This window comes from Janthinobacterium sp. CG_23.4, from assembly GCF_029892305.1.
In the GTDB taxonomy this organism is placed as follows: Bacteria; Pseudomonadota; Gammaproteobacteria; order Burkholderiales; family Burkholderiaceae_D; genus Janthinobacterium; species Janthinobacterium lividum_D.
The window spans coordinates 4,223,160-4,239,086 of sequence record NZ_JARXUX010000001.1 but is presented as its reverse complement, the minus strand read 5'-3'; the positions used below and the strand labels follow the sequence as shown (position 1 = coordinate 4,239,086).

Sequence of the window (15,927 nt, the reverse complement as noted above, 5' to 3'; positions counted from 1 at the left end):
CGTGCTAATCAATCGCGGCGATAGCCTTAGGTAAAGCTGCCGGCGAACTGATAGCGGTGTCCGGGATGCCACATGGTGGCGATCGAGGCGATCTTGCCGCCCGAGCGCGTCTGGCGGCGCAGCACCAGGCAAGCCTGTTTCGTGTCGATGGCCAGCATTTCGGCGATGTCGCGCGGCGCCGACAGTGCCTCGATGCTGTAGGTGGCGCCTTGCAGGGGAGCGGCAGCCATCAGGTATTCGTTCGGCGTGAGGCTGGAAAAATCCTGCGTCATGTAGTCGGGCGCGCACTCGGGATTGACCCAGCGGTCTTCCACCTGGATCGGCACGCCGTTTTCAAAATGCACGATCAGCGAATGAAACAAAGGATGTTCCGATGGCAAGTCGAATTGCTTTGCCAGCAAATCCGAGGCCTTGGTGCGTTCGAGCAATTGCAAGCTGCTGCGGTGGATATGCCCGCGTGCGCGTACTTCATCGGCGATACTCTTGATTTCCAACAAGGTTGCCTGGTATTTTTGCTGTGCTACATAGGTGCCGGAACCCTGGCGCCGCGTCAGCACCTGTTCGCTGGTCAGTTCGCGCACGGCGCGGTTGACGGTCATGCGCGAGACACCGAATTGTTTCACCAATGCTTGCTCGGAGGGAATTACGTCGCCTTCCTTCCAGCGTCCGGCGGCGATGCCGGCCAGCAGAAAATCCTTGATGCGCTGGAAAATAGGCGTATTTTCCTGGGTAGTATGGTCGTCCAATGCGGTTTCTCCGGGGCACGGGCAGCATGCGCCGCCGGCTGGGGGCGCGATGGCCGATTTTAGCACCGAGCACCAGGCCTGCCGCCAGCCTTTTTTTTGAATTCAAAAGCAAGCACCGGAGTGTGGCGCTGGCCGCCGCTGGCTATGCTGGCTACTGACTATTGACCTGCACGGAGTTCGCCATGGAACACTCTTACTCGACCGACGATGAACGCTGGGAGGCCCTGCAGCGGCGCGCGCCCGAGGCCGACGGCGTTTTTTATTACTCGGTACGCACGACGGGCGTGTATTGTCGCCCTTCCTGCGCGGCGCGCCCGGCCTTGCGCCGCAACGTGGCCTTCCACGCCAGTTGCGAGCAAGCCGAGGCGGCTGGCTTTCGTCCCTGTCTGCGCTGCAAGCCGAACCTGCCGCCGCTGGCCCAGCGCCAGGCGGCCATCGTGGCAGATATCTGCCGTCTGATCGATGCCAGCGAGGAGCTGCTGGAGTTGGACAGCCTGGCCAGGGCCGCCGGCATGAGCCGCTATCACTTTCACCGCGTCTTCAAGGCGCACACAGGCATCACGCCGAAAGCGTATGCGGCGGCGCGGCGCGGCGCGCGGCTGAAGACCGGTTTGCAGGGCGCGGCGAGTGTCACCGAGATCTTGTACGCTGCCGGCTTCAATTCCAGCGCCCGCCTGTATGCCGCGACGCCCGGCTTGCTGGGCATGACGCCGGGTGCGTTTCGCGCTGGCGGCAGCGGCGCCGTGATCCGTTTCGCCATCGGCGCCTGTACGCTGGGCGCCATCCTGGTGGCCAGCACGGACAAGGGCATCTGCGCGATTTTGATCGATGACGACCCGGAAGTGCTGCTGCGCGATTTGCAGGACCGTTTTCCGCAGGCCGAACTGCGCGGCGCCGAAGCCGCGTACGAGCAGACGGTGGCGCAGGTGGTGGGCCTGGTCGAGGCGCCCGCTATCGGCCTGGACTTGCCGCTCGACGTGCGCGGCACGGTGTTCCAGCAGCGCGTGTGGCAAGCCTTGCGCGAGATCCCTGCCGGCAGTACCGTCAGCTATGCCGAACTGGCGCAGCGCATCGGCGTCCCGCACGGCGCGCGCGCCGTGGCGGGCGCTTGCGCTGCCAATGCGCTGGCCGTCGCCATCCCCTGCCACAGGGTGGTGCGCAACGATGGTGCCTTGTCCGGCTACCGCTGGGGCGTGGAGCGCAAGCAGGCGCTGCTCGAGCGCGAGGGCGAACGGTGAGGGCGCTGGACTGGCGCCAGATCGAGGATGCGCTGAATCAATACGGTTGCGCCGTCGTGCCGGGCTTGCTGAGTGAGCATGCCTGCACGGCGCTGGCCGCGCAGTATGACGATGCCTCGCGTTTTCGCAGCAAGGTGGTGATGCAGCGCCATGGTTTTGGCCAGGGCGAGTACCAGTATTGGGCCTATCCGCTGCCCGACATCGTGGCCGCCTTGCGCGAACAACTGTACGGGCCGCTGGCGGCGATTGCCAACCGCTGGCACGCCAGCATGGGCGTCGATAGCCGCTTTCCTGTGGCGCACGGGGATTTCCTGGCGCGCTGCCATGCGGCCGGGCAGACGCGGCCCACGCCCCTGTTGCTGCGCTACCGCGAAGGCGATTACAACTGCCTGCACCAGGACCTGTATGGCGAGCACGTGTTACCGCTGCAACTGGCCGTGCTGTTGTCGCGCCCGCAAGACGATTTCACGGGTGGTCACTTCGTGCTGACGGAGCAGCGCCCGCGCATGCAGTCGCGCCTGGAGGTCGTGCCGTTGGCGCAGGGCGACGCTGTCATCTTTCCCGTCGCGCAGCGCCCGGTGAATGGCACGCGCGGCAGTTACCGCGTCAACATGCGCCACGGCGTGTCGCGCCTGCATTCTGGCTTGCGCCACACCCTGGGCATCATTTTTCACGATGCGAGCTGAACGGTAGCTGCGGCGCTTGAGTTTCCAGGATTACATGGCATGATGGCTTTACGTGCCACTCTTTCATTTCTGCCATGTCCGCGTTGCTCCGCCTGCTGTGCCTGTTGACCATTTTCCTGTTGCCCGCAGCCCATGCGGACGAGGGCGTGCCCGCGCTTGTTACGGAAGCCGCGTCCGTCATGGCGCCGTCGCAGCTTGCTGCGGCCAGGACGGCACCGCTGATGTTTGCCAACCGCAAGGTATTCGTCTTCCGCGCCGCGCTGGCCGGCTATCCTCCCGATGAACGCGCCATCGGCGCGCAGCGCCGCCTGGAAGGCGTGCTGGCGAAAAACGGACGCATGCAGACGAGCACGCGCATGATTGCTGAAGGCACGCAAGTGCTGCTCGATGGCGTGCAACTGTTCGTCGTCGTGCCTGGCGATGTCAACCAGCTGGCCGGCGATACGACGGAAAGCGTGGCCAAGGTGGCCGCCGAGCAATTGAGCAAGGCCCTCACCGACTATCGCGAACAGAGCAGCTGGCGCTATCTGTCGATCGCCGCCGCCATGTGCGCGGCCGCCACCCTCGTGTTCTGGCTGGTGTGGATGGGCTTGACGCGACTGTATCACTGGGCCAAGCGTCGCAGCGGCATCCTGCTGGCCTCGCGCTTGCGCGACGTGCGCCTGAAAAACGTGCGTGTGCTCGACGCCGAGCACTACATCGCCTTTGCCTACCAATTGCTCAGCGTCGTGCTGTGGGGCTTGCGCCTGATGGCCACGTATTTGTGGGCCGCGTTCGTGTTGGGCCGCCTGCCCTACACGCGTTCCTGGGGCGAAAGCCTGAGCGGCTACCTGTTCGCCGTGGCCGCCGACGTCTTGCACGCCATCCTCGGTGCCTTGCCGGGGCTGGTGCTGGTGTGCGTGATCTTCGCCATCGCGCGCCTGATCGCCGCCACGGCCGCCTCGCTGTTCAAGCGCGTGGAAAGCGGAGAACTGCAAATCGGCTGGCTCGACAAGGACACGGCCTTGCCCACGCGCCGCATCGCCAGCGTGGTGATCTGGCTGTTCGCGCTGGCCATGGCGTATCCGTATCTGCCCGGTTCGCACACGGCTGCCTTCCAGGGCCTGTCCGTGCTGGTGGGCCTGATGGTGTCGATCGGCGCGTCGAGCATCGTCGGCCAGGGCGCGAGCGGCCTGATCCTGATGTACACGCGCGCCCTGCGCAAGGGAGAATATGTGCGTGTGGGCGACAGTGAAGGCACGGTGGTCGACGTGGGCATGTTCGAGACGCGCTTGCGCACGGGCCTGGGCGAGGAAGTGGCCTTGCCGAACGCCTGGGTGATGTCGCAAACGACGAAAAACTATTCGCGCGCCCAGCCCGGCGGCGGCTTCGTGCTCGATTCCACCGTCACCATCGGCTATGCCACGCCATGGCGCCAGGTGCACGCCATGCTGGAGCTGGCCGCGTCGCGCACGACGGAACTGTCCACCACGCCGAAACCTTACGTGATGCAGTTGGCCTTGCAGGATTACTACGTGCAATATCGCCTGGTCGCCTATGCCAGTGCCGAAGTCCCCCGCCAGCGCGCCGAAGTGCCGAACCGCTTGCACCAGAATATCATCGACGTCTTCAACGAATTCGACGTGCAGATTACTTCGCCGCACTACATCGATGATCCGAAAGAGTCGCACGTGGTGCCGCCCGGTGAATGGTTCAGGGCGCCGGCGCAGCGGGGGGAAGAATCGGGTCAAGTGGTGCCGTCCAAGCCCGGAAGTTGCTAGCGAGGGGATGGACAGACTTCATCAATCCAGGCTTGCATGTCGCTGTTCGCTGTGAATGGGAATGACTTGCTAGGAATGACTTGCTGGCCGCCAACAGCCGTAGTTCTTACGCAGAATCTTCCTTGATAGCCATAGAGGCGGCTCCCCATGCACCTTGAGCTTGCCGTAGTCGATTGCATCCTGGAACAGCATCCACGCCATGTCGATCTCGCCCTTGGTCAGCGGGCGAACCGTGTCCTTCACTTTGACCTGCTTGACGGACGAATCGACGTCCTTGTCGGTCGTCTTGATGCCTTCCAGTTGGACGACCTTGATGGCTGTCGAAGCGCGCGCCCTGGCTTTTCTTTTAGTGGGCCACGCGCTTGAAGAACATGTCGCAAGCGGTGGTACTGATGACATGGTGCCTGGCCATGGAACCTGCGTGATAAAACGCCAGCGTAGGCCAGCGGCGGTGGGGAACTGTTGACGGGGCGCAAGGCATGCGCGCCTGTGTCTGCCTGATTGACCATTTTGCCAATTTCTATACACTCGTCTATTCATTCACGACCTGGAGATGGAAATGCCGACCCTGCCAATGCGCCGCACCCTGCTTGTTCTCGCTTGCCTGGGCACCCTCGGCCACGTGCATGCCGACACCGTCATCGACAATGCCAATGGCTATACGCTCGACGCGGCTGGCAGGGTGCTGCGTTTCACGGCGCTGGCCTTTGACGACGCAGGCAAGCTGCTCGCCGTCGGCAGTGCCGCGCAGGTGAAGCGCAAGGCGGCCAAGGGCGCCACCCATGTTGACGTGCAGGGCAAGACCGTGTTGCCGGGCCTGATCGACGCGCATGGCCACGTGTTTGGCCTGGGGACGATCGCCAGCGGCGTGATGTTGTACGGTTCCACCTCGCTGCCGGCCGCCGTGCAGGCCGTGGGCGACTTCGCCCGTGCGCACCCGGAGCGCAACTGGGTCGTCGGCAATGGCTGGAACCAGGAAATCTGGAAGCTGGGGCGCTTTCCCACGGCGTTGGAGCTCGATGCGGCCGAAAGCGCGCGCCCCGTCTGGCTACGCCGCGTCGATGGCCATGCTGGCTGGGCCAACAGCCGCGCGCTGGCGCTGGCCGGCATCACGCGCGCCACGCCTGATCCGGCGGGCGGCAAGATCGAACGCGATGCGGACGGCAATGCCACCGGTGTGCTGGTCGATAACGCCATGGACTTGATGGACGCCGTGCTGCCCAAGCCCGGCGACGTGGAAAACCGCGCCGCCCTCGATGGCGCGCTGGCGCAGCTGTCGCAAGTGGGCCTGACCAGCGTGCACGATGCGGGCATCGGCCAACTGCAGGACCGATTGTTCCGCGATTACGCCGACCACGGCAAGCTGACGGTGCGCGTGTACGGCATGATCGCCGACACCACGGAAGACTTCGACGCGCTGGCGAAAAACGGCCCCTTGAACAGCTACGCGCGCGACATGTACGCCTTGCGCGCCGTCAAACTGCTGTCCGACGGCGCCCTGGGCAGCCGCGGCGCGGCTCTGCTGGCGCCCTACAGCGACGATCCGTCTACCCGCGGCCTGCTGTTCTACCCGGACGCCGCCATGCGCGCGAAGATGGAAAAAGCCATGCGCGCCGGCTACCAGGTGAACGTGCACGCCATCGGCGACGCGGGCAACCATCAAATCCTCGACGCATACCAGGCCTTGACCGCGCAATACCGCAGCGCGGGCCTGCGCCATCGCATGGAGCATGCGCAGGTGGTGCAATTATCCGACATCCCCCGTTTCAAAACCCTGGGCATCGTGCCGTCGATGCAGCCCACGCACGCCACGTCCGACCAGAACATGGCGGAGCAGCGCGTGGGCCACGAGCGCATCAAGGGCGCGTATGCGTGGCGCACCTTCCTTGCGCAAGGTTCGCGCATCGCCTGCGGATCGGACTTCCCCATCGAGTCGCCGAATCCGTTCGAGGGCATCCACGCTGCCGTCACTCGGCAAAACAGCGCAGGATTCCCGGCTGGTGGCTGGTATCGGCAGCAAGCGATGACGGTGACGCAAGCGCTGCGCTGCTTCACGCTCGACGCGGCCTGGGCGGCGCACCAGGAAAAGGTCATCGGCACGCTGGAAGCGGGCAAATGGGCGGACTTCATCGTCGTCGACCAGGACCTGTTCAAGGTGGCGCCGACGGCGATTGGCAAGACGCAGGTGCTGCAGACGTGGGTGGCGGGCCAGCGCGTGTACGAGAAAAAATGAGGGCTGGGGGCAGACCCGTCGGGTGACCTCAAAGAAAATCTGTTGACTTGGTTGTATAGACAACCTATGCTGGGAGCACCAGAGCGGACCACGCATGTCCGCTCGCACCCTACGAGGAGACAGCATGAATAGCACAATGGACACCGATCCACGCTTTGATGCCAGCCGTACCATCCGCGCCCCGCGCGGCACGGTCATGGCTTGCAAGAGTTGGCAGGCCGAAGCGGCCTACCGCATGTTGCAAAACAACCTGGACCCGGACGTGGCGGAAAATCCGCAGCATCTGGTGGTCTACGGCGGCATCGGCCGCGCCGCCCGCAACTGGGCCTGTTTCGACCAGATCCTCGCCTCGCTGCGCGAACTGGAAGACGACCAGACCTTGCTGATCCAGTCCGGCAAGCCGGTGGGCGTGTTCCAGACCCACGCTGACGCGCCGCGCGTACTGATCGCCAACTCCAACCTGGTGCCGAAATGGGCTAACTGGGAACACTTCAACGAACTCGATCGGCAAGGCCTGTTCATGTACGGCCAGATGACGGCCGGCAGCTGGATCTATATCGGCACGCAGGGCATCGTGCAAGGCACGTATGAAACCTTCGCCGAGGCGGGGCGCCAGCATTTTGGCGGTGACTGGGGCGGGCGCTGGATTTTGACGGCGGGCCTGGGCGGCATGGGCGGCGCGCAGCCGCTGGCTGCCACCATGGCGGGCGCCGTGTCGCTCAATATCGAATGCCAGCAAAGCAGCATCGACTTCCGCTTGCGCACGCGCTACCTGGACAAGCAGGCGGCCAGCCTGGACGAAGCCCTGGAACTGGTCAAATATCACACTGAACGCAAGGAAGCCATTTCCATTGGCCTCTTGGGCAACGCGGCCGAAGTGTTGCCGGAACTGGTGCGCCGCGCGAAAGCGGGCAGCATGCTGCCGGATCTGGTGACGGACCAGACATCCGCGCATGACCTGGTCAACGGCTACCTGCCACGCGGCTGGAGCGTGTCGGACTGGAAGGCGGCGCAACAGGACCCGCAGCGCCACGCGCGCCTGACGGTGGCTGCGGCCGATTCCTGCGCCGCCCACGTGCAAGCCATGCTCGATTTCCACGCGATGGGCGTGCACACTGTCGATTACGGCAACAATATCCGCCAGGTGGCGTTCGACCAGGGCGTGCAGAATGCCTTCGACTTCCCCGGCTTCGTGCCCGCCTACATCCGCCCGCAGTTTTGCGAAGGACGCGGGCCGTTCCGCTGGGTGGCCTTGTCGGGCGACCCGGAAGATATCTACAAGACGGATGCGAAGATCAAGGCACTGTTCCCGCACCATAAGCAGGTGCACCATTGGCTGGACATGGCGCGCGAGCGCATCGCCTTTCAGGGTTTGCCGGCGCGCATCTGCTGGCTGGGACTGGGCGAGCGCCACATCGCCGGCCTGGCCTTCAACGAGATGGTGCGCACAGGCGAGCTGAAGGCACCGATTGTCATCGGCCGCGACCACCTGGACACGGGTTCCGTCGCCAGCCCGAACCGCGAGACCGAAAGCATGAAGGATGGCACCGACGCCGTTTCCGACTGGCCCTTGCTGAACGCCATGCTGAACACGGCCGGCGGCGCCACCTGGGTCTCGCTGCACCATGGCGGCGGTGTGGGCATGGGCTATTCTCAGCATGCGGGCATGGTGATCGTGGCTGACGGTACGCAAGGCGCGGCGAAACGCCTGGCGCGCGTGCTGGTCAACGACAGCGGTTCGGGCGTGATGCGCCATGCCGATGCCGGCTATGAAACAGCGGCCGCCTGCGCCAAGCGCAACGGCCTGATTCTTCCCATGCTTCCTTGAGACCTTGATGCGAATGACTATGACACAGCATGCCAAAAGTTGGACCCTGAAACCGGGCGCGATGACCTTGGGCGACCTGCGCGCCGTCTGGGCGGCGCCTGCCAAACTGATCCTCGCCGCCGAGGCGTATCGCGTCATCGAGGACTCGGCCGCAGCCGTGCAAGCCATCGTCGCCAAGGGCGACGCGGCTTACGGCATCAACACGGGCTTCGGCTTGCTCGCCAAGACGCGTATCCCCGATGAAAAGCTGGAGCAGTTGCAGCGCAACCTGATCCTGTCGCATTCCGTCGGCACGGGCGAACTGCTGTCGGACGCCGTCGTGCGCCTGGTCATGCTGATGAAGATTGGCAGCCTGGCGCGCGGCTTTTCCGGCGTGCGCCCGCTGATTATCGATACCCTGATCGCCCTGTACAACGCGGGTATCATGCCGGCCATTCCCGCCAAGGGTTCCGTGGGCGCCTCGGGCGACCTGGCGCCGCTGTCGCACATGACCCTGGCCATGTTGGGCGTGGGCGACGTGCGTGTCAACGGCGCATTGATGCCGGCCCCTGAAGCGCTGGCGCAGGCGGGCATCGCGCCCGTCGTGCTGGCGGCGAAAGAGGGCCTGGCACTGATCAATGGCACGCAAGTGTCGAATGCGCTGGCGCTGCATGGCTTGTTCATGGCCGAGCGTTTGCTGGAAGCGGCCATGGTCACGGGTGCGCTGTCGCTCGATGCGGCCAAGGGCAGCGACTCGCCATTCGACGCGCGCGTGCATGCCGTGCGGGGACAACCGGGGCAAATCCTGGCCGCGCAGATGTACCGCCAACTGGTGGCCAACAGCGCTATTCGCGCCTCGCACCTGGAGGGCGACGAGCGCGTGCAAGACCCATACAGCCTGCGCTGCCAGCCGCAAGTCATGGGCGCCTGTCTCGATTTGATTGGCAATGCGGGGCGCACCTTGCTGATCGAAGCCAATGCCGTTACGGATAACCCGCTGATCTTCCAGGATGGACCCAACGGACAGGTGCAAATCGTCTCGGGCGGGAACTTCCATGCCGAGCCGGTGGCGTTTGCCGCCGATACCCTGGCGCTGGCGATCGCCGAAATCGGCGCGTTGGCCGAGCGCCGCATCGCGCTGCTGATCGACGCCACGCTGTCCGGTTTGCCCCCCTTTCTGGTGCGTGATCCGGGCGTCAATTCCGGTTTCATGATCGCCCACGTGACGGCTGCCGCGCTGGCGTCGGAAAACAAGTCGCTCGCGCATCCGGCCAGCGTCGACAGCCTGCCCACTTCCGCCAACCAGGAAGACCACGTGAGCATGGCCACGTTCGCCGGGCGCCGCCTGGACGATATGGCGCACAACACGGCCGTGATTGTCGGCATCGAGCTGCTGGCCGCTGCGCAGGGCATCGATTTCCATCGCCCCCTGAAAACTTCGCCGCAGCTTGAACATGTACATCAGCAACTGCGCCAGAAGGTGCCGTTCTTCGACGCCGACCGCTTTTTTGCGCCCGATATCGAAGCGGCCAAGCAGATGGTCATACGCGGGGAATTGAGCAGCACGTGCAAGAATTTGTTCGCCCCGCTGTACGCTTGAACGGGTGCAAGGAGACAAGCATGGATTTCCGCTTCAATGAAGGCAGCATTGCACTGCTGGTGTCGATGCCCCACGTGGGCACCGACATACCGGACGATATCGCCGCGCGCATGACGCCGCAGGCCTTGATCAAGGCCGACACGGATTGGCATTTGCGCGAGCTGTATGGTTTTTTGCAGGAGATGGGTGCGTCCGTGCTGTCGGCACGCTGGTCGCGCTACACGATCGACTTGAACCGCCCGCAGGAAGACACGAATCTGTATCCGGGTCAGGATACGACGGGTTTGCTGCCCAACGATACGTTTCACCGCGAGCCGCTGTATCTGCCAGGGTGCGAACCCGATGCGGCCGAGGTGCAGCAGCGCTTGCAGCGTTACTGGGCACCGTACCACCGGCAACTGCGGGCGGAACTGGACCGGCTGCTGCGCGTGCACGCTGCCGTGGTGTTGTGGGATGCCCATTCCATCGCCTCGCACGTGCCGCGCTTCTTTGACGGCAAGCTGCCAGACCTCAATTTCGGCACGGCAGATGGCGCCAGCTGCGATGCCGGCCTGACGTCCTCCGTGGTCGATATCGCGCGTTCGCAGCAGCAGTTTACGGTGGCCTTGAACGGCCGCTTCAAGGGCGGCCACATCACGCGCCATTACGGCCAGCCGCAACGCCGCGTGCATGCGCTCCAGCTGGAGATGTGCCAGTGCCTGTACATGGATGAAGCGATGCCGTTCGGCTACCGTCCCGACTTGGCCGCACAGGTGCAGCCGCTGCTGCGCCAGATGATGCAAGCGGCCGTGGCATGGGTGGCGCCTTGAGCTCCCGTTTGTTTGCCCGCCACGCGCTGCTACCGCAGGGCTGGCGCCGCGACGTGCTGCTGGAATGGAATGAAAATGGGGATTTGACGCATATTCAGGAGGATGCAACTGCAACTGCAACTGTGCTTGGCGTGGAGGTGGTGGAATATGTCTTGCCCGGCATGGTCAACCTGCATTCGCATGCCTTTCAGCGCGCGCTGGGTGGCATGACCGAAATCGCCGGCGCAGGAGTCGGCAATGCGCCGGACAGCTTCTGGACGTGGCGCGGACTGATGTACCGCTTCGCGCGCCACATCACGCCCGAGCAAATGCAAACCATCGCCGCGCAGCTGTTTGCCGAATGCCTGCGCCATGGCTACACGTCCGTGTGCGAGTTTCACTATCTGCAGCGCGATGTTGCAGGCGCATTGTATGCACGTCCTGCGGAGACGGCCGAACGGGTGCTGGCCGCTGCGCGCATCAGCGGTATCGGCGTGACCATGCTGCCCGTGTTGTACAGCCATGCGGGCTTTGGCGAACAGCCGTTGAAAGCGGAGCAGGCACGCTTTCGCACGGATGCGGACGATGTCTTGTGCATCATCGAGGCGCTGGCGCCGCAGCGCTGCGGGCAGGTGGAAGTGGGCTTTGCACCGCATTCGCTGCGCGCCGCCAGCGTGGCGCAGATCCACGAAGTGCTGCAAGCGCTGCCGGCGCAGCGCCCGATTCATATGCACATCGCCGAGCAGCAGGGCGAAGTGCGCCAATGTTTTGACTACAGCGGCCGGCGCCCGGTGCAGTATCTGTACGATCAAGTCCATGTTGACGCGCGCTGGTGCCTGGTGCACGCCACGCATGTGCAGCCCGACGAGGTGGCGCTGATGGCCACCAGCGGCGCCGTGGCAGGTCTGTGCCTGACGACGGAGGCGAACCTCGGTGATGGCCTGTTTCCGCTGGCTCAATTCATCGCCGCCGGCGGGCGTTTCGGCGTCGGCAGCGACAGCCATGTATCGCAGTCGCCGGTGGAGGAATTGCGCTGGCTCGAATACGGCCAGCGCTTGCAGGGCCAGCAGCGCAATGTCGCTGCCACCTCCGATGAACGCCATGTGGGCGATTACCTGTGGCAGGCGGCCTTGCGCGGCGGCGCGCAGGCATCCGGGCGCAAGCTGGGCGCGCTGGCGCCGGGTTGCCGTGCCGATTTGCTGGTGCTCGACGAGGCGCACGTCAACCTGTGCGGCGTGGCCATAGCCGATGTGCTGGGCAGTTTTCTCTTTTGCGGCAACGACAACCTGGTGCGCGACGTGCTGTGTGGCGGCCAGTGGCAGGTGCGCGGCGGGCGCCATGTGGCGCACGATGCCATCGCGGCTGCCTACAAGCGCACCCTGGCGCAACTGAGGGCGCTCTGATGGCGACCTTCATCCCGCATGAATGCTTGCGCGCCACGCCGTGGAAAAACGGCGGCGGCAGCACGACGGAAATCGCCATCGCTCCCGAGGGTGCCGGCTTCGATCATTTCGATTGGCGTATCAGCCTGGCGACGATCACGGCCAGCGGGCCGTTTTCCAGCTTTCCCGGCATCGATCGCAGCCTGATGCTGGTCGATGGCGACAGCGTGCAGCTGACGCTCGATGGCACGCGCAAGGTGGTCTTGAACGCGGCGCAGCCCATGCTTTGGTTTCCTGGCGAAGCGGCCGTCGTTGCGCAAGTCAAGGGTATGACGACGGATTTCAACGTGATGACGCGGCGCGACCGTTGCCGCCACCAACTGGAGAAAATCAAGGCGCCGGGCAAGCTGTCGCGGCGCAGTACGACGACGCTGCTATTTGTCGCCGGCGCGGGCGCCGTGCTGGCGCGCGGTGGCGACCAGCAGTTCGCGCTGGCCCGTTACGACACGCTGCTGCTCGATGCCGACGATGCGCAGGAATGGCGGCTCGACGCCTTGCAGCGTTCGGCCGTGTTCCGCGTCGACCTGTTCATCTAGGAGAGAACAAGCATGCAAGATTGGGACCTGGTCATCCACAACGTTCACCTGGCCACCATGCAGCACGGCTATGGCGAACTGCTGGACGCGGCCATCGCCGTCAAGGATGGCCGCATTGCCTGGCTCGGCCCCGGCAAGGAGCTGCCGGCCAGCGCAGCCACCGTGTTGGACGGCCAGGGCTGCTGGCTGACGCCGGGCCTGATCGACTGCCATACGCACATTGTCCACGCAGGCAATCGCAGCGACGAATTCGAAGCGCGCCTCAATGGCGCCAGCTATGAAGATATCAGCCGTGCCGGCGGTGGCATCATGTCCACCGTGCGCGCCACGCGCGCGGCCAGCGACGACGAATTGCTGCGGCAAAGCTTGCCGCGCGTGTTGGCGCTGCTGGCCGAGGGCGTGACGACGCTGGAGATCAAGTCCGGCTACGGCCTGGAGATGGACAGCGAGGCGAAGATGTTGCGCGTGGCACGCAGGATCGCTGAAAAGCTGCCGCTCACCGTGCGCACCACTTTCCTCGGTGCGCACGCACTGCCGCCCGAGTATACGGGGCGCGCCGACGCGTATATCGATCTGCTGTGCGCGCAGATGCTGCCCAAGCTGGCTGGCGACGGCCTGGTCGACGCCGTCGATGCTTTTTGCGAGCGCATCGGCTTTACGCCAGCACAAACACAGCGGATGTTCGATGCCGCGCAGGCATTGAATTTGCCTGTAAAGCTGCATGCGGAGCAATTGTCGGACCAGGGCGGCGCGGCCCTGGTCGCCCGTTATGCTGGTTTGTCGGCCGACCATCTGGAATTTCTGTCGGAAGAGGGCATCGCCGCCATGGCAGAGCATGGCACGGTGGCCGTGCTGCTGCCGGGCGCGTATTACTTTTTGCGCGAAATGCAGCAACCGCCAGTGGCCGCTTTGCGCGCGGCGGGCGTGCCGATGGCCGTGTCCACCGATTGCAATCCGGGCACCTCGCCCATGACGTCATTGCTGCTGGCGATGAATATGGCGTGCACCCTGTGGCGCCTCACGCCGCAGGAAGCGTTGGCCGGCTGCACGCTCCACGCGGCGCGCGCACTGGGCTTGCAGCATGAGACCGGTAGCCTGGTGGTCGGCAAGCGCGCCGATTTCGCCCTGTGGCGCGTTGCGCGTCCGGCCGACCTGGCGTATGCGCTGGGCCTGAACCCGTGCGTGGGCGCGGTACACGGCGGTGTCTGGCGCGCGCCGGTGGTAAGCTTGACGGATTGATCAGCCATCCTGGAGCGCCGCGTGCGTGTTGTCTACCTGTTGTTAATGCTTGTTTTTACGGCCGCTCCCGCGCCCGCCATGGAGGGCGGCACCTTGAAGGTGGGCTCGAAGCGCTTTACGGAATCCTACATCCTCGGCGAAATTCTCAAGCAGAGCGCCGCGCCGCACGTCATGGTGGAGCACCGCCAGGGGCTGGGTAGCACGGCCATCGTGCTCGCCGCGCTGCAGGCGGGCAGCATTGACGTATATGCCGAATACATGGGTACGATCGGCAGCGAAATCCTCAAGCACGACAAAGCCATTGATCTGCAGCAGATGCGGCGCGAGCTGGCGCTGCTGGGCCTGGGCGTGGCCGTGCCGCTGGGTTTTAACAACACTTATGCGCTGGCCATGCGTGGTGATGAAACGGGCATCGCCAGCCTGGGGCAACTGGCGCAGCATCCCGCCTTGCAGTTTGGCCTGTCGCATGAATTCATCGGCCGCGTCGATGGCTGGCCAGGCTTGGCCGCGCGCTATGGCTTGCCGCAGCGCCCGCGCGGGCTCGATCACGGCATCGCCTATGAAGCGCTGGCGCAGCGCCAGGTGGACGTGATCGATATCTATTCGACGGACGCGAAGATCCGCCAGTACGGCTTGCGCGTGCTGGCCGACACGCAGCAGTATTTCCCTCGTTATGACGCCATGCTCTTGTTCCGGCTCGATTTGCCGCCGCGCTTTCCTGCCGCTTGGCAGGCACTGCAAGGACTGCAGGGGCGCATCAGCGAGGACGATATGATCGCCATGAATGCGGCCGTGGAAATTGATGGCAAGAGCTTTGCCGGCGTGGCGCGGCAGTGGCTGGCCAGCGCTGCGAAGGTATCACAGCCAGCCAGCGCTGCGCGCAGCAATCTGCTCGATAAAGTCATCGGCGACGATGTATGGACGCTGACGCGCCAGCACGTGACCCTGGTGCTGCTGTCGGTGGCGCTGGCCTGCCTGATCGGCATTCCGCTGGGTGTGCTGGCGGCGTTTTCGGCACCCCTGAGGCAAACGGTACTGGCCATGGTGGGCGTACTGCAGACGGTACCGTCGCTGGCTCTGCTGGCGATATTGATTCCGCTGCTGGGCATGATCGGTACGGTGCCTGCGCTGGTAGCCCTCTTCGTATATGCCTTGCTGCCCATCGTGCGCAATACTTGCACCGGCATTATGCAAGTGCCGCAAGGCTTGCGCATGGCGGCGCTGGCACTGGGCTTGAACTGGCGCGACCGCCTGCTACACGTGGAATTGCCGCTGGCCTTGCCCGTCATGCTGGCCGGCGTGAAAACGGCGGCCGTGATGAGCGTGGGCACGGCCACCATCGCCGCTTTCATCGGCGCGGGCGGCTATGGCGAACGCATTACCATCGGCCTGGCGCTGAACGACAATGACATGTTGCTGGCCGGTGCGATCCCCGCAGCCGTGTTGGCTCTGTTGACGCAAGGCCTGTTCGAGCTGCTGGAGCGCTGGGCCGTGGCCGGCCGGCAGCATTGACGTCCGCCTGCTTACAGCGAGTGTAGTTTCGAACGCACAGAGACGACCGCCTGGTGCAGGATGCGTTCAGCCTGGAAGTCGTTCTCGCGCTGTTCAGCGATGGCTTGCAGGTCGCGTGTGTAGCGTTCCAGGCGAAAACGCAGGTAGGTGCGGTAGATTTTCATGACCAGTGGTTTGGCAAAGACATTCATGATGCGGCTCCCGTATGCACGACGGTGCATTCATTAATGCGTTTATTGTGTGTGAGCACATGGCTGCCATTTTGCGCCGCATCAAACGCCAGCGTGTCCTCACGTTGGCGCATTTGATCTTGCGCAAGGCCCTACCAGCAGAAGATGTC

The 15,927-nt window shown here is 64.4% G+C and carries 14 protein-coding genes; 11 read left to right on the top strand and 3 right to left on the bottom strand.

What is annotated here, in order from left to right; translation table 11 throughout:
* Positions 1-26: 26 nt before the first annotated feature.
* Complete coding sequence (gene hutC, locus H4V96_RS19030; protein WP_196854930.1) at positions 27-746, bottom strand: histidine utilization repressor; 720 nt, start codon at positions 744-746, stop codon at positions 27-29.
* A 182-nt stretch (positions 747-928) separates the two neighbouring features.
* Here hutC and ada point away from each other — a divergent pair, with 182 nt between their 5' ends.
* The 3 genes from ada to H4V96_RS19015 all read left to right on the top strand — a co-directional run bounded on the left by ada (position 929) and on the right by H4V96_RS19015 (position 4,430).
* Entirely contained in the window at positions 929-1,984 is a 1,056-nt protein-coding gene (gene ada, locus H4V96_RS19025) for a bifunctional DNA-binding transcriptional regulator/O6-methylguanine-DNA methyltransferase Ada (RefSeq protein WP_196854931.1), read from the top strand.
* The gene (locus H4V96_RS19020; protein WP_082260960.1) at positions 1,981-2,670 is read left to right on the top strand and encodes a 2OG-Fe(II) oxygenase; all 690 of its coding nucleotides are present in this window, start codon (positions 1,981-1,983) and stop codon (positions 2,668-2,670) included. Before ada ends, H4V96_RS19020 begins: the two co-directional genes overlap by 4 nt.
* A gap of 74 nt (positions 2,671-2,744) precedes the next feature.
* Positions 2,745-4,430 (top strand): mechanosensitive ion channel domain-containing protein, encoded by a 1,686-nt coding sequence (locus tag H4V96_RS19015; protein ID WP_196854933.1) that lies wholly within the window; start codon positions 2,745-2,747, stop codon positions 4,428-4,430.
* 69 nt (positions 4,431-4,499) lie between these two features.
* Here H4V96_RS19015 and H4V96_RS19010 read toward each other — a convergent pair whose 3' ends face one another.
* Positions 4,500-4,829: a hypothetical protein gene (locus H4V96_RS19010; protein ID WP_196854934.1), complete on the bottom strand. Its 330-nt coding sequence runs from the start codon at positions 4,827-4,829 to the stop codon at positions 4,500-4,502.
* A 160-nt stretch (positions 4,830-4,989) separates the two neighbouring features.
* Between H4V96_RS19010 and H4V96_RS19005 the strand changes: the two genes are divergently transcribed.
* The 8 genes from H4V96_RS19005 (at position 4,990) to H4V96_RS18970 (ending at position 15,587) form a co-directional block, all read left to right on the top strand.
* The gene (locus H4V96_RS19005) at positions 4,990-6,663 is read left to right on the top strand and encodes an amidohydrolase (protein WP_196854935.1); all 1,674 of its coding nucleotides are present in this window, start codon (positions 4,990-4,992) and stop codon (positions 6,661-6,663) included.
* Between the two features lie 124 nt (positions 6,664-6,787).
* Positions 6,788-8,491, top strand: coding sequence for a urocanate hydratase (hutU, locus tag H4V96_RS19000; protein ID WP_196854936.1), 1,704 nt, complete (start codon positions 6,788-6,790; stop codon positions 8,489-8,491).
* A 19-nt stretch (positions 8,492-8,510) separates the two neighbouring features.
* A complete protein-coding gene (hutH, locus tag H4V96_RS18995) occupies positions 8,511-10,070 on the top strand; it encodes a histidine ammonia-lyase (protein WP_196854937.1) in 1,560 nt (519 codons plus the stop codon).
* 20 nt (positions 10,071-10,090) lie between these two features.
* Positions 10,091-10,879, top strand: a complete 789-nt coding sequence (gene hutG / locus H4V96_RS18990; protein ID WP_010401526.1) for an N-formylglutamate deformylase — start codon at positions 10,091-10,093, stop codon at positions 10,877-10,879.
* Positions 10,864-12,261 (top strand): formimidoylglutamate deiminase, encoded by a 1,398-nt coding sequence (locus H4V96_RS18985; protein WP_196854938.1) that lies wholly within the window; start codon positions 10,864-10,866, stop codon positions 12,259-12,261. Before hutG ends, H4V96_RS18985 begins: the two co-directional genes overlap by 16 nt.
* The gene (locus H4V96_RS18980) at positions 12,261-12,836 is read left to right on the top strand and encodes a HutD family protein (protein ID WP_196854939.1); all 576 of its coding nucleotides are present in this window, start codon (positions 12,261-12,263) and stop codon (positions 12,834-12,836) included. Before H4V96_RS18985 ends, H4V96_RS18980 begins: the two co-directional genes overlap by 1 nt.
* Positions 12,837-12,848: 12 nt before the next feature.
* Positions 12,849-14,075, top strand: a complete 1,227-nt coding sequence (gene hutI / locus H4V96_RS18975) for an imidazolonepropionase (RefSeq protein WP_280721110.1) — start codon at positions 12,849-12,851, stop codon at positions 14,073-14,075.
* A gap of 45 nt (positions 14,076-14,120) precedes the next feature.
* The gene (locus H4V96_RS18970) at positions 14,121-15,587 is read left to right on the top strand and encodes a glycine betaine ABC transporter substrate-binding protein (RefSeq protein WP_196855072.1); all 1,467 of its coding nucleotides are present in this window, start codon (positions 14,121-14,123) and stop codon (positions 15,585-15,587) included.
* Between the two features lie 11 nt (positions 15,588-15,598).
* Here H4V96_RS18970 and H4V96_RS18965 read toward each other — a convergent pair whose 3' ends face one another.
* Positions 15,599-15,778 (bottom strand): hypothetical protein, encoded by a 180-nt coding sequence (locus H4V96_RS18965; protein ID WP_029496687.1) that lies wholly within the window; start codon positions 15,776-15,778, stop codon positions 15,599-15,601.
* Between the last annotated feature and the right edge of the window lie 149 nt (positions 15,779-15,927).